We start from the raw sequence: 14,095 nt of genomic DNA on the forward strand, positions 1-14,095 counted from the left end.
TGAGATTTTAGCAAGGGTAGGCTTATGCTACAATGTCATCATGATAGAACTTGATAACCGAACCGACAAAAATTACAATTTTCCTCTTTTGGAACAAATAGCTGAGGCTCTTACGAAAGAGGATATTGAGCTTATTCTCACCGATAATAATGAGATAGCCGAGATTAATCGTGAGTTTCGCAACATTGACAAACCGACGGATGTCCTGAGCTTTCCAAGTGAGCCGTTTCCGGGTGCACCGTTGGGGAGCATCGTCATCAGTGTCGATAAAGTCCAAAGTGTCGCCAATGATCTAGGCCACAGTGAAGACGATGAAATCGCCCTCCTCTTTATCCATGGCATCCTTCATTTGCTCGGATTTGACCACGAAATCGATAGCGGTGAAATGCGACAAAAAGAAGTAGAGTTGATCGAAAAATTTGCACTGCCAAAAAGCCTTATCGTTAGGACATTGGAAGAATAGTTTATTTTTTAATGTATCCCAAATCATCAAGCTTATTGTAGATTGATGAGACTATCCCTCCGGTAGCTTCACCGCCGTGTCCTCCATGTTCAACCAACACCGTCACAATAAACTGAGGGTTTTCGGCAGGTCCATACGTCGTGAACCATGCATGTGAACGGCTGAAGTAATCCATAGAGTGCTCACTTTGGCGCTGTTTAACGTTTTGGGCGATCCCCGTAGTTTGAGCGGTACCGGTTTTTCCGGCAATCGGGAAACGGGTGCTGACAAACCCTTTTGCCGTCCCGCCCGGGTCATTACATACTCCACGCATGGCTCGTTGAATAATCGGAAGTTTTTCTTTTTCAACAGTCGTTAAAACATCCAACGGCGTAGGAGTATAGGGATTATTTCCGATCGTTTTTGCAACGTGCGGTACCGGAAGTTTTCCGGTTGCCATCAGAGCGGTAAATTGCGCCATTTGCAGTGGTGACACGAGAAAATCCCCCTGACCGATCGCCGTATTAAGGGTTTCACCCTGATACCACGGTTTATTGTATTTCTCCCGTTTCCATGCACGGCTAGGGACGGTGCCGATAAACTCATTGGGCAGATCAATACCGGTTTTTTTCCCTAATCCCATCCGTATAAGATTGGTACTCATTCGCTCTATTCCGACTTGGAGAGAACCTTTATAAAAATAATCATCACAACTTTGGGTAATTGCTTTGGAAAGTTCTGTGGTACCGTGACCTTTACCCTTCCAACAACGGAAAGCACGATTACCAAGTTTCATAGATCCGCTGCATTGAACCGTGCTTTGTTCATTAAGCATACCAGAGGTTACATAGATAAGTCCCATTCCCGTTTTAATCGTAGATCCCGGCGGATAAAGACCGTTGATAATTTTGTTCGTGAAAGGGGCGTCAACACTGTTCATGAGTCGATTCCATTCATCTGAACTAATACCAGAGACGAAGGTGTTGAGATCGTATTCAGGATAACTCCCTGCAGCATAAATAGCACCGTGTACATCCATAACAACGATCGTCCCTACCCGCTTTTCAAAAGCCTGCGTAATGAAGTTTTGAAGTCTCATATCGATGTTGAGGACTAAATTATGATTTTCTTGAGTAGCACTTCTCCCTATCTCTTCGATTTCAACATTATGGGCGTTCACTTTGATGCGGCGTTCACCTGCGACACCTTGTAAATAGTGGTTGTAATATTTTTCGATACCGTTCTTGCCCACATGACCCAAAAGTTGTAAAGAAGGGTCCTTATCAATCTCTTTTTGGTTGGCTTTCGCCACATATCCGATAAGATGGGAAGCGACCGCTCCATAGGGGTATAATCGTTTTGGCGACGGTGATATCTTGATCGTATCACGTAAGTTCATTAATGAATAGAGGGGAATGATGGTTTCATGAGGGATAAAGTCAACAACATCGATAAATGCATGGTTGTAGTATGAATCTTCCTGTTTATAGGTCTTGGCTATCTTTTTGCCATCCAATGTTGGAATCATTGAGAGAAGATAGGCTATCTCTCCATCCAACAATGTCGTATCTTTCCCTTTGGTGAGATGCGGAGCCAAAGCAATTTTGAATCCCAACTCATTAATAGCGATGGGCTCAGAGGTACGATCGAGAATTTCTCCCCTAACCGGGGCTGAAAGTTCGGTCTTAATACTGTTGTTTTCAGAGAGAACTTCATAATATTCATTTGACTGAACCGAAAGGTGAAAAACCCGCACCAGCAGTCCAATCCAAACAAGGACAAAAAAAGAGAGTAATATTCGTACTTTCATATCAACGTCGCAATCACTAAAAATTCAACAATCATGTAGAGTCCGATATGCCAATCTATGGCTGGAGCAGGGAGTAATAAAACTCCGTTCGCAATCCAAATGTAGAGCCAATAACCCGGATATGCCAAAGCCACAAAAATGGCGCCCATACATATACGGCACTGGATAAGTTGCTCTAGTTTCGGGAGCAAATAGCGTGATAACACCGTAAAAAAAAGAATCGTACTTCCAAACCAAAACCCCTTTTCCGCTTCAAATATCAGCAGCATCACCCCCACAATAATCAATCCGAAAAGATCATGTTTACTCAGGGCATCGTAATAGGCAAAAAACAACACTGCAAGCAACGGCGGCAATAAAAGATAGAGACTGGATAAACTGATATAAACGATAAATAAACCGACTAAAAAAAGTCGGCTTATAACGTTTTGATAAGGGAAACTTCGTTGCATACCGGAAAGTGTTTACATTTAATACAATCTGCCCAAATCTTATGTTCAGGGATAGACTCTTTAGGAATTTCAATAAATCCCAAACGTTCAAAAAAGCGTTGCTGATAGGTAAGGGCCAATACCTCTTTTAATCCTAAACGGCGTCCCTCTTCACACGCATTTTCAACTAACGCACTGCCGATATTCTGCCCTCGATACGCCGTATCGATAATCATTGAGCGTAGTTCAGCCAATGCGGGAGAGTGGATATGCAGTGCGACAAAACCGACCAATTGTTCTCCATCCATTGCTAAAAAATACGATCGGATATTGGTCGCAATCTCATCATTGCTGCGTGATAAGATGACACCGGTTTCTACCTCCGGTGCAACCAATTTCTGCATAGCGGGGATATCACGAAGGGTCGGCTTTTTATAGGTGATATTCATTCATCATCACTTTTCAAAAGACGGTAAATATGCTCAACAATTTTATCAACCCCGCGACGTTTCGAGTTCGAAACCATCAATGCACCCGGAAATCGATTTCTAAGCTCATTAAGCTCTTTTTGGTTGAGTTTGTCAATTTTAGTAAAAATAGTCACAATAAACTGTTCCGGGGTACAAATTTCATGTAAATATTGATCAACAGAGCGATCGATCTCCAAATCAGGATGACGACAGTCGATCAAATGAACGTAGACACGAATTTGTTTGCGTTCTGAGATAAAGTTTGTGAGATTGCTTTCCCAATCGGTTTTTAAGGACTTGGCGACTTTAGCGTATCCGAATCCCGGTAAATCAACAAATTTAGCACTCAGACGCTCATTCGTCTCTCGATCGGCGAATATCACGTCAAAATAATTAATCAGACGCGTTTTCCCCGGAGTCGCCGAAACTTTTGCCAAAGATTTGCGCTGTGTAAGGGTATTGAGCAATGAGCTCTTCCCCGTATTCGATCTCGCCATAAACGCCACTTCGTTTTGGTACTCATTCTCCGGCGTTAAACGGATATTCGGAGCAGACGTTACAAACGATGAATCAATAATTTCAATCATTTCGCCGTACTTTTAGGTTTGGTTTTTTTATCTTCAAGGGAAAAGGTCATAACGACCGGTTCATTATTAGCACTTTCGGCCGATGCATGCCCATGAACAGTGTTAACGATAACTTTATCCCCTTTAACCCGACGGTAATCATCGATGCGGATCAAATCAACTTTTTTGTAAAATTGGTATTCGCTCTCATTGGGAAAATAGATTGCTGTTTGCGACTTACCTTTGTATTTCTCGCCCAATTCGGTTAGGATATAAAACGATACATCCCCTTCGGCAAAATATTTGGTCGGTTTGTTTTCTTTGTCGGTATAAATGGTCACTTTGGTAGCATTCAGTTCATCAGAGCCTTTTGTCACTTTGACATTACCGGTAAACACCGATACCCCCTTTTGCTGATCCCCTTTAAAACTCTCCGAGATCACTTTCAACTCCTCCGCATGCGCTAAAGAGATGAAAAATGGGGCTAAAAATATTAAAAATCGTATCATCATTATTGTCCTATTTTAATTGGTAACTTACACGTACATGATCTGCTGATACCGTATCGTTTTCATTATCGTAATGCAATGTATTACCATCTATCCGATTGGATTTTTGGGTAATCACAAAAGCGCCCTGCGTTTGAATCAGCGAGGTGTCTGTATTGTATGTCCCCTCATTCGATCGAAATTCCAATCCGTCTTCACGAACGTAATGGACATTTCCATTCAGATTGATAACATCACTTTGGTAATCGACATTGTCCGATCTAATCGTCTGAAATAACGTTTTCGTATTATCGCTAAATTTTGCTGATGTTACCGTATAGCGTTCATCAAATTTTTTCCCTTCTTGACCTTCGAGTATATGCTCAATTCCTTTATGGGAAATTTCATACAGAGTGAAGGCAAAAAGTTCTATTTTAGGGATTTCACCCACCTCTTTTGAAAGGGTATAATTGGGGGTAAAATAGTTGTACATCCCGACCAGCAGCCCCAGCAATAGAATAAAAAAAAGATTAATCGACATTTAGATCCATAACGCTAAAAATTTTTCTTCTTCACCGTTACGACGAATCACTTTTTCGATCATTTCACGTACACATGCATTGCCGCCGCAGCGTTCTAAGACATGCGCAAAGGTTTTCAAATAGTCAGACCCGTCTTGGGGTGTATAAGCTTGCCCGGCCCATTGCAGTAAGTTATAGTCATTCAGATCATCGCCGATTACCGCTACTTCATGAGGCTCAATACCGAGTTCTGCGCACATAGCGATTGCAACAGCACGTTTGTCTTTGACCCCTTGATACAAATAAGCGATATCCAGCTCTTTTGCTCGGTTGGTAACGATAGATGAATCACGTCCGGTAATAATAGCGGCCATATGCCCCATTTTAACCCATGCTTTAATCGCGAATCCGTCTTTAACGTTAAAATTTTTGAGTTCTAGCCCATCAGCAGTGTAAATGATTTTTCCATCGCTCATACACCCATCAACATCCAGAATCAACAGTTTAATCATAAAACACCTTTAGTACTCGGCACGCCGGCACGATCATTACGTGCCAATGCACGTCGAAGTGCTACGGCAAGTGATTTAAAGGCTGCTTCAATAATATGATGTTTGTTTTTACCGCGAACCATAATGATATGTGCTGTGATACCGGCGTTAAAGGTAACCGCTCGAAAAAATTCTTCGGCAAGCTCCGTATCGAAAGTTCCGATTTTACCCGACACCGGAACATCGTAAACCAAGAATGGACGATTACTCAAATCCAAGTCGCAGCTAACCGCCGCTTCATCCATGACGATCGTAGCACTTCCGAATCGTTCCACTTTTTCGATGGGATAAATTGCTTCACGAAGGGCTTGTCCCAAAACGATTCCGATATCCTCAACACTGTGGTGATCATCAATGTGAACATCTCCATCGCACGTAATCATCAAATCGATTTGAGCATGTTTGGCAAAACTCTCCAACATGTGATCCAAAAAGCCCACTTTGGTCGATATCGTACTTTTTCCCTCTCCTAAAATTCGAAGTGATAGATCGATATCGGTCTCTTTGGTTTGTCGTTTTTTATGGATCATACTAATTATTCCCCTATGATAAATGAGCCTTCAAAATAGCCCTTTGAGATAAAATCACGTGCCTCGGCTTCACATTTAAATCCGCTCAGCCACACACGAAATAGACGTTTGTTATTATACTCTGTATCTTTGATGATTGCAGAGTAGCCATGAAAGTTTGAATATTTTTGTTTCGTCGTTGTTGCACCTTCAAATCTCTCAAACGAGCCGATTTGAACAAAAAAATTGCTTAAGACGGATTCTCTAGGCCCTTTTGCAATAGCCTGCAAATCGATGGTTCGTGACGAGGAAGGCTCAAAACCCAAGACTTCTAATGTTACAGGTGCCGTCCCTTTTTTATCTACACCGATTTGTTGCGCAGCGGCATAAGAGAGATCGATAATTCGACTCTCGACAAACGGTCCGCGATCATTGATCCGAACGATGGTTTGAGCATTGTTTTCAGTGTTGGTCACCCGAACAACGGTATTCATCGGCAGTGTTTTATGCGCCGCCGTCATGGCGTACATATCATACCCCTCACCATTACTGGTTGATTTACCGTGAAAATCATTTCCGTACCAGCTTGCTCGTCCGCTTAACACATCTCCAACACGAACAACGGTGGGACAGTATTCTTGTCCCATAACGGTATAGGGACGCATCGTAGCTTGTAGTTCTCCGTTCGTTTTATAAATTGTTGAAGAACTCATGGCAAGTTGTTCTGAGGGATATTTTTGAGATGGCTTGGTAGATTGATACGAATAGGAACCGGTTTTTGTAGTACATCCGCCTAATAAAAACAGCATAACAATCAAAAAAGTTTTAATCATCAATTTTTATCTCCTCACCCTCTTTTAATGTATTGGTTAGAAACGGATTTTTAATTTTTATTTGTTCAAGAGTCACATTATACAATTGCGCGACTGAAACAAGGGTTTCACCCGATTTCACCGTGTGCAAACGGGTATTTTTTAAAAAAGGTTTATTGATTGGAATTCTAACCCGCCGATTGAGATTTTTTTCCTCTTTCTCACCAATCATATTTTCCATCATAATAGAGGTTTTAGGAACGTTGTAACGCTTTGAGAGTTGTTCGAGTGTTTCCCCGGATTTAACCCTATGCAGCAGAAAATAGCCTTTCAACTCTTTTGTTCGGAATTTTTGCCGAAATTGATCCAGTTTTTCTTTCGGTATATAGACCGGATAAGATTGGACGTTCGGAGGAGTTACCCCTTTTTTCAGATGGGTGTTAAGTCTTACCAAATTGTTTTTAGGCATTTCTAAAACAGCCGCTATCCGATCGATATTCTCACCTTCAGGAAGATAAACGGTCGCAATAGGATTTTCTTGATTCGTAGTCAGAAGCGAATCATACTGGATTTGAGACAAGAAAAGTTCATCCGTTGACAACAAAGACAAAGCGACAATTTTTCGAATATAGTTTCGGCTTTCATTGGGGAGAAAACCTCGTTTAGGATCGGTTAAAATATGAATATCACTGCTTCCGGCTTTTGCAATAGCTCTTCTAAGCCTTCCATCACCGCAATTGTAAGCAATCAGTGCCAAATACCATTTTCCAAACTCTTTTTTTAATGTACTCAAATAAGCGATAGCGGCACGGGTTGATTTAATGTGATCACGACGCTCATCAACAAACTTATTGACACGTAAACCCTGTAGTTTTCCCGTACTCTCCATAAACTGCCATAATCCGGCAGCTCCGCGAGATGAAGTCGTTTCAACTCTTAGTTGAGATTCAACCAAAACAACAAATAGAAATTCACTCGGCAAATCGGATTGGGCAATCAAAGAAGAGAGCATAGGGATAAAAATATCAGCATTTTCAGAAGATTCCACAAAACCATTCAATGCACATTCGCGTTTTTTCTGAGCGTACACATCATGCAGATAGGGGTCGTTGAGGTAATTAGCGGGGATATCAAAATGACTTAGAACTTCGATCTTTTCACGATCATGCGGATCAAATCCGATTCCATACATAGAGAGGGGGAAAAGAAATATCAATACTATCAGATGCTTCATATCCCCTCCATAACTCTAACCTAAACCAAAGAGATTTTTAGCATTTCGGGTTGTCAGCGATTCGATTGATTCAACACTCATTTCTAATAATTCTCCCATTTTATCGGCCACAAATCGGGTATATGAGGGTTCATTGCGGCTCCCTCTATGCGGGTGGGGTGTGAGGTAGGGGCCATCGGTTTCAATGAGAAGTTTATCGTGTGGAATCTTGGGCAAGATGTTGACCAGTTTTTTGGCATTTTGAAAGGTGACGACTCCGCCGATACCAAAATAAAATCCCTCTTTTGCAAGAGAAAGAAGCTCGTCATCGGCGTTATAGCAGTGCAGAACTCCCCCTACTTCACCAGCACCCTCTTCGAGGAGTACCATTTTTGCATCATGGCTCGCGTCGCGAATATGGATAATCAGCGGCTTTTTAACCTTTTTGGCAAATCGTATATGAGCGCGGAAAACTTCATCTTGGCGGGTTTTTTCGGCATATTTCTCTTCATCGCTCCCCTCAAGTCTAAAATAATCCAATCCGCATTCACCGATCGCAACGCATTTTGGATGAGCGGCATATGTTTCGAAATCAACCGATTCGATATGCTCCATATCATAAGGATGTACCCCAACGGCAAAATAGACATCCTCATACGCTTCGCACAGCTCTATCGCCCGTGGCAGTGTTGCAGGATGGGCTCCGGGGATGATAAACCCTTCCACTCCCGCTTCGTGAGCGCGTGCCATCATCTCTTCAAAATCCTCGCGGTAGCGTTCATCATCCAAATGGACATGGGTATCGATAATCATACGGTTCCTCGGGTACGTTCAAATAAATCTCTTGCAAATCCGCGCGCTTCTTCACTCACGCTGTCTCCGCTAATAATACGGGCAATCTCTTCAATCCGCTCAAGTGGATTCAGTTCCCGGACACGGCTTTCATCATCTTTGTAGATTAAAAAGTGCTGCTCCCCCATCGAAGTGAGCTGAGGCTGATGGGAGATGACAAAAATCTGATAGTGGGTTGAGAGATGACGTAATACTTTAGCCACACTCATCGATTCTTCACCGCTGAGGTTTGCATCAATCTCATCAAGCATTAAAACACCGCCGCCGCTTTGCATACTCTCAACCCCGAGTGCCAGTAAGGCCAGACGAAGCCGATTAAACTCCCCTGAACTGAGGCGGTCGAGTTTTGTACCAGCCAAACCTAATACCGCTTTATCGCATCCCGTAGCACTGAGTACTGAGGATTCCAGTTCCAAGGTTGCCTCTCGCAGATAAAGCATCACCAAATAACCATTTAGAGTACTAAGAGTATCTTTAAGAATACTGTGACGGACTCGCGAAAGTTCCTGTGCGGAGGATTCTAACGATGATTTGAGAGCAGCAATCTTTTTGATAAGATCATCTTTGGAGTGCTCTATCGTCTCGTATGATTCGAGTTCAGATGCTTTTTGATTCCGATATGCCAATGCCTCTTCAACACCGCCATAACGTCGTTTTAGCTCCGATATTTGCTCGATTCGATCCAAAATGGATTCAATCGATACCTCTTCAAGCTCTTCCAAACGCTCCAATGCTCCCTCGAAAATACTACGTAACTCGTTCATCGTATCATCAAAAAATGAACTCTCAATTTCCACCATACCAAGTGCACTGCTCACATGAGATTCGAGAGAGAATATCGCCTGTGCCTGAGTGATAGAAGCTTCAATTTTCTCTTTTTTAGAGAGCTGTTTTTTGATAAGATTTAGCTCTTCATCTTCACCGATTCGAGGTTTTATCGCATCGATTTTACCGATTTCATAGAGGGCAAATTCTTTTAGTTCAGAGAGGTTTTTCTCTTTCTCTTCGATCGCTTTAAGTTGATCAGAGAGCAGTTTGAATTCAGTATAATGCTCTTTATGCGATTGTAATAAAATGAGATGGCTAGGTATTTTTGCACCGACACGCGCATCAACAAGATTCAGTAATGCCGAGGGTTCAAAATCACTGTAATCTTTAAGGCTCAAATGACGCAGATAGGTAGAGCTGATTGACTCCATCGAAGATTTCGAGGTGCTTTGGTTGTTAATAAAATAGCGTGTCTTCTCTTTTTTAACATGACGAAAAATATTGAGAGATTCATTGTGTAGACCGTAACGTTCTTCATCGATATCCCACGAAACGCTCGATTCACATATCTGTGCTTCGACATTTTCCAGCCCTACTGAGGCCAAAATGGAACGCATCAAAATCGATTTTCCGCTTCCGCTTGGGCCGGTAAATACGACAAGCCCAGGATGAAACTCTAAATCAGCCTCTTTAAAAGTTAAAAACTCTTTTAAATAAAATCGTTCTATCACCGATTAATTCCCCCATCCGAGTTTCTCTTTGAGGACTTCAAAATAATTGAACTCCCTGCGGTGAATCAGATGGGCTGCACCGCTGGCAAGTTTGATGTTGACGGTATCTTTATGGCTGATTTTTACCAAATCTTGACCGTCAATAATCACCAAAGCACTCGCATCGGGGGTTTTCATCTCGATTTCAAAATGACCGGGAAAGACCATCGGCCGCTGTGTCAGCGAATGGGGGCATATCGGTGTCAATGCGAATACCTGCGACAGCGGGAAAAGAACCGGTCCTCCTGCAGAGAGGTTATACGCCGTTGAACCGGTAGGGGTTGAAACAACGACACCATCGCCGTAATAGGTGTTAAAACTTTGTCCATCGACGTACGTCTCGATATGGATCATTTTCGCGATTGAGGGGCGAGTTAATACAATATCATTAAAGGCAAACACTTCATTGACCCCTTTTTGGGTAACAATCGTTGCTTGCAAGATGGAGCGTTTATCGATACGGTATTCCCCCTCGATCATCTTATCCACAAACGATTCGAGTTCTGCGAAATCAAGATCGGCCAAAAATCCGAGTTTTCCCGCATGAATCCCTAAAACAGGGATCTGATAACGGTACGAGCGGCGAACAGCCGAGATAAGCGTTCCATCCCCGCCGATGGTAACGAGAAAATCGCTGTTTTCACACATCATCTCAAACGGTTGACCCATAACATCGATCATTCCGCCACTGATATTGTCGATAATCACTTCTATCCCGCGCGATTCAAAAATTCGTTTGGCTTCGAAAAACATCACCTTTAACTCAGGGGTAGAGGGGCGAAGGATCATGCCGACACGCTTAATATTAGTTAATTTCAATCTATTCCCCTCTTTTTTGTATTCTATTATAGCTAACTTGAGACCAAGGACAAAATTTTATGGCTGATTGTAATATTCCAGTGCAATCCCCTCGCGCAACCCGTCATCGATTATAATCGCCTCATTACACCCCATCACTTCATAAATAGCGGTTACCATTAAAATACCGGCGATGATAAAATTTTCACGTCCTACCCCGACGTAACGGATACGTGTTAAGTCGTCCATCGCTAAGAGATCCTCATAAACACGATAACAATCTTCTAAACGCAAGCGATACCCATTGACCTTTTCGGAATCATAGCTCTCATAATCCATCCCAAGCAAATAAGCGGCTATAGTTGTAGGGGTTCCGGCCGTGAGTACCAGCTGAAGCGGATGAGAAAGATCAATCGATCCTTCTATACTCTCTTTAAACTGATTGATTTTATCCAACAATTCTGTGATCGATCCGGCACATTCTGAGAGGGTTACAATCCCCATATTCAAGCTCACGGAATGAGTCTCGCTGCCTGTGCATCGGATGAGTTCGGTGGAGCCTCCGCCGATATCGGCCAATACAAAGGATTGAGGTTTTATATTTAATGCTTCCATCCGATACCGTACTGCATTCAACGTAAGTTCAGCCTCTTTTTGGCTATCAATAATACTAAAATGGATTCCCGTATTTTCTGCAATTTTTTGAAGAATTATGGCTGAATTTGAAGCAAGCCTCATTGCGGCCGTCGTATAGGCAATCACATCATGATTTTTGAAATCGAGTTTTCTCTTAGCTTCCGCAATCGCTTCATTGATACGATACAGCGCATTTTCACCGATCGTATGGGTTGCATGAAGGGCTTCAGCCGTTTTAACGATCTTCTCGAAGCTTTTCCCCCACATTTGACCGTCAAACTCGATAAAACGGATAGTATTGGAACCTAAATCGATTGCTATCATAGGGCTGTGATATCATTAATACGCATTGAGGGCATCCACGTCTCAAACGAACCTTGTTTAAGTACATCAAGATCGAGTTTTGAAGTGTAAACATTTTTAAAATAATCAAATACGCTCATGATTCCCTCGTCGATTCCGAACAACCCAACATAATGACGGATACCCCGTTCTACGATATCTTGCGGTGCTTTCATATGTACTTTATCTTCCAACTGAACGCAATATGCCTGTGCAACCACACCCGCCATAGCCGTAAATTTATCGGTAATACCGAAGTAAGGCTCAAAAACCGAAAGGGTCTCTTGGGCAAGTCCTTTTGAGGCAAATTTTTGTGCTTGATCCACCAAATTATTCCATTGCCGCTCTAAAACCTGCGCTTCAGGAGTTTCATAGAGCAACGGATAGGAACTGAGATAGCCAAATGCATTGGAAAGGTTATTGGAAGTAATCGCATCATAAAAGAGATGTTTGACACGAATCGTATCGGCCATCTCTTGTGCTTCGGCAGAATAATCAGGAAAAGATTTTAAAATTTCACACGCTTTTCGGGCATTGGCATAATCACCTTGCAAGTACCCTTTTTGTGCTTGGACATAGAGTTTGTCCGCATAATCCATAATGGCAGTATATTCCGAAAACTCTTTTAAAAACGGATGCATCTTAATCAATTCAAAAAATTTGACAAAATCACGGGCAACAAGTATTTTTTTCATATACTCATACATTTTACGCTGCTCAAAAAGCTGCTGTATCAATATCGTTTTCTCAGAGATTCCCCGATACGGTGCTAACAGCTGACGTGCCTGATCATCCCCATTTTGAGTTAAAATCAACTCTTGGGCTTTGAAAAAAAGTTTTTTCCATCTCATTTCCATTTTACGATAGGGTTCAGAATCTTTAAAAGCGGGAAACTGTTTTGCCATTGAATAGGCAAGCGGGAATCGTCCCTCTTGTACATAATTCTGAAATTGTGTGTATTTTTCATACGCACTGAGCATTTGATTTATCAAGGCATTTTTTTTCGGTATTCCGGTAAATAGGCTCAATATCTCTTTGGCCTTTTGGCGATCATTTTTTTCGAGTAAAAAACGTGCCTTTTCCAGAACATCCGCCCATATCCGCTCAGCGGCTTCATAAGGTTTTGAATAAAAGAGCATTGGATTACTCTCAAGTGCATCGTAAAAGAGTTTATACTGCCCTTCACGAAGCATTTTATAAAGTTGTGCTTCATTCCCGAACAAAGAATAAAAACGGATATTCCCCTCAACGGTACCTATCGCCAAACGAAACGGCGTGTCTACAAAGGCAAGAGAAGTGATTGATTCGGATTCTTTAATGTAGCGTTGAGAGATTTGATCCATTATTTGCAGATCATAAAGCCCGACATACCCCAGTTTGGTCCCGACAAACGCGAAACGTTTATCAAGGCTAATCGTCATCGACGTTACTTCATCGTTCATTTTCGGCAAGCGTTTGATCACTTTGCCATTACGCATATCCCAAACGATCAATGTCCCCTCTTTTTCAACCGAGAGGAGTTTTGCTTCAGGCAAAAAAATCATTTTGACAATTGTGCTGTTATGCCCTCGAAGCTTTATCGGATGCTTCATAATCGCCATATTCAGGAGATTAATCGTTCGATCATAACTCCCCGTCGCAATCCACTGTCCGTTATCACTGAAAGCGACCGTACTGACAAAATCAGCATGAGGAGGCATGGAGAATGCAAGTCTGTCTGTTTTGAGAACCCAGGCAAACGATTTACCGTCTTGCCCGCACGTCACACAATAACGACCGTTCGGATCGATACCGACACTCTCGATTTCCCCTTGGTGCCGGCCAACTTTAAAAAGAAGCTCTTTATCGGGGACATTAAATAAAGCAGCATTATTACTGCCGGGAATTATGGAAATCGAAAACTTTCCATCGGAAGTCATATCGACATGCGAACCGATTAATCGTTCATGAACAATACTGCTTTTAAAACCGCCGACAACCGCGTAGTTTGTTAAATCAATAATCCGAAGGGAGTTTAGAGAATCTATAACCCCTATTTTCCCATCATTAAGTGCTTTTAGCATTAAAATAGGAGCTTTAATATTAAATAATTTTAAAACTTCCATTTCTAATGATC

Annotated in this window: 16 protein-coding genes; 1 reads left to right on the forward strand and 15 read right to left on the reverse strand. The window is 42.1% G+C overall.

All coding sequences use genetic code 11. From position 1 onward, the window contains the following. Positions 1-40 precede the first annotated feature (40 nt). Positions 41-463, forward strand: a complete 423-nt coding sequence (gene ybeY / locus A3G19_RS00210) for an rRNA maturation RNase YbeY (RefSeq protein ID WP_294869941.1) — start codon at positions 41-43, stop codon at positions 461-463. A 1-nt stretch (position 464) separates the two neighbouring features. Here the strand turns inward: ybeY and mrdA are convergent, their stop codons facing one another. The 15 genes from mrdA to A3G19_RS00285 are packed head-to-tail and all read right to left on the reverse strand — an operon-like array spanning position 465 to position 14,084. Further along, positions 465-2,252, reverse strand: a complete 1,788-nt coding sequence (gene mrdA, locus A3G19_RS00215) for a penicillin-binding protein 2 (protein WP_015653618.1) — start codon at positions 2,250-2,252, stop codon at positions 465-467. Continuing rightward, a complete protein-coding gene (locus A3G19_RS00220) occupies positions 2,249-2,704 on the reverse strand; it encodes a hypothetical protein (protein WP_294869943.1) in 456 nt (151 codons plus the stop codon). Before A3G19_RS00220 ends, mrdA begins: the two co-directional genes overlap by 4 nt. Further along, the gene (locus tag A3G19_RS00225; protein WP_015653620.1) at positions 2,671-3,132 is read right to left on the reverse strand and encodes an N-acetyltransferase; all 462 of its coding nucleotides are present in this window, start codon (positions 3,130-3,132) and stop codon (positions 2,671-2,673) included. The genes A3G19_RS00220 and A3G19_RS00225 overlap by 34 nt, the downstream gene beginning before the upstream one ends. Then, complete coding sequence (gene yihA / locus A3G19_RS00230; protein ID WP_015653621.1) at positions 3,129-3,740, reverse strand: ribosome biogenesis GTP-binding protein YihA/YsxC; 612 nt, start codon at positions 3,738-3,740, stop codon at positions 3,129-3,131. The genes A3G19_RS00225 and yihA overlap by 4 nt, the downstream gene beginning before the upstream one ends. Beyond that, positions 3,737-4,231 carry a lipopolysaccharide transport periplasmic protein LptA gene (lptA, locus tag A3G19_RS00235; protein WP_294869945.1) on the reverse strand — a complete coding sequence of 165 codons (495 nt, stop codon included), beginning with the start codon at positions 4,229-4,231 and terminating at the stop codon, positions 3,737-3,739. Before lptA ends, yihA begins: the two co-directional genes overlap by 4 nt. A gap of 7 nt (positions 4,232-4,238) precedes the next feature. After that, a complete protein-coding gene (gene lptC, locus A3G19_RS00240) occupies positions 4,239-4,748 on the reverse strand; it encodes an LPS export ABC transporter periplasmic protein LptC (RefSeq protein WP_015653623.1) in 510 nt (169 codons plus the stop codon). After that, positions 4,749-5,240, reverse strand: coding sequence for an HAD hydrolase family protein (locus A3G19_RS00245; protein WP_015653624.1), 492 nt, complete (start codon positions 5,238-5,240; stop codon positions 4,749-4,751). Then, the gene (hisB, locus tag A3G19_RS00250; RefSeq protein ID WP_015653625.1) at positions 5,237-5,809 is read right to left on the reverse strand and encodes an imidazoleglycerol-phosphate dehydratase HisB; all 573 of its coding nucleotides are present in this window, start codon (positions 5,807-5,809) and stop codon (positions 5,237-5,239) included. Before hisB ends, A3G19_RS00245 begins: the two co-directional genes overlap by 4 nt. Before the next feature lie 5 nt (positions 5,810-5,814). Continuing rightward, the gene (locus A3G19_RS00255) at positions 5,815-6,621 is read right to left on the reverse strand and encodes a septal ring lytic transglycosylase RlpA family protein (RefSeq protein WP_294869946.1); all 807 of its coding nucleotides are present in this window, start codon (positions 6,619-6,621) and stop codon (positions 5,815-5,817) included. Continuing rightward, the gene (locus A3G19_RS00260; protein ID WP_294869948.1) at positions 6,614-7,834 is read right to left on the reverse strand and encodes a lytic transglycosylase domain-containing protein; all 1,221 of its coding nucleotides are present in this window, start codon (positions 7,832-7,834) and stop codon (positions 6,614-6,616) included. The genes A3G19_RS00255 and A3G19_RS00260 overlap by 8 nt, the downstream gene beginning before the upstream one ends. Positions 7,835-7,849: 15 nt before the next feature. Further along, on the reverse strand, positions 7,850-8,626 hold the full coding sequence (locus A3G19_RS00265) for a TatD family hydrolase (protein ID WP_294869950.1): 777 nt from the start codon (positions 8,624-8,626) through the stop codon (positions 7,850-7,852). Continuing rightward, the gene (locus tag A3G19_RS00270) at positions 8,623-10,164 is read right to left on the reverse strand and encodes an AAA family ATPase (RefSeq protein WP_294869952.1); all 1,542 of its coding nucleotides are present in this window, start codon (positions 10,162-10,164) and stop codon (positions 8,623-8,625) included. The genes A3G19_RS00265 and A3G19_RS00270 overlap by 4 nt, the downstream gene beginning before the upstream one ends. Before the next feature lie 3 nt (positions 10,165-10,167). Beyond that, positions 10,168-11,022, reverse strand: coding sequence for an NAD(+)/NADH kinase (locus tag A3G19_RS00275; RefSeq protein ID WP_015653630.1), 855 nt, complete (start codon positions 11,020-11,022; stop codon positions 10,168-10,170). A gap of 57 nt (positions 11,023-11,079) precedes the next feature. Next, positions 11,080-11,961 (reverse strand): phosphatase, encoded by an 882-nt coding sequence (locus A3G19_RS00280; protein ID WP_294869954.1) that lies wholly within the window; start codon positions 11,959-11,961, stop codon positions 11,080-11,082. Beyond that, entirely contained in the window at positions 11,958-14,084 is a 2,127-nt protein-coding gene (locus tag A3G19_RS00285) for a hypothetical protein (RefSeq protein WP_294869956.1), read from the reverse strand. Before A3G19_RS00285 ends, A3G19_RS00280 begins: the two co-directional genes overlap by 4 nt. Positions 14,085-14,095 lie beyond the last annotated feature (11 nt).

The organism is Sulfuricurvum sp. RIFCSPLOWO2_12_FULL_43_24 (genome assembly GCF_001829605.1).
In the GTDB taxonomy this organism is placed as follows: Bacteria; Campylobacterota; Campylobacteria; order Campylobacterales; family Sulfurimonadaceae; genus Sulfuricurvum.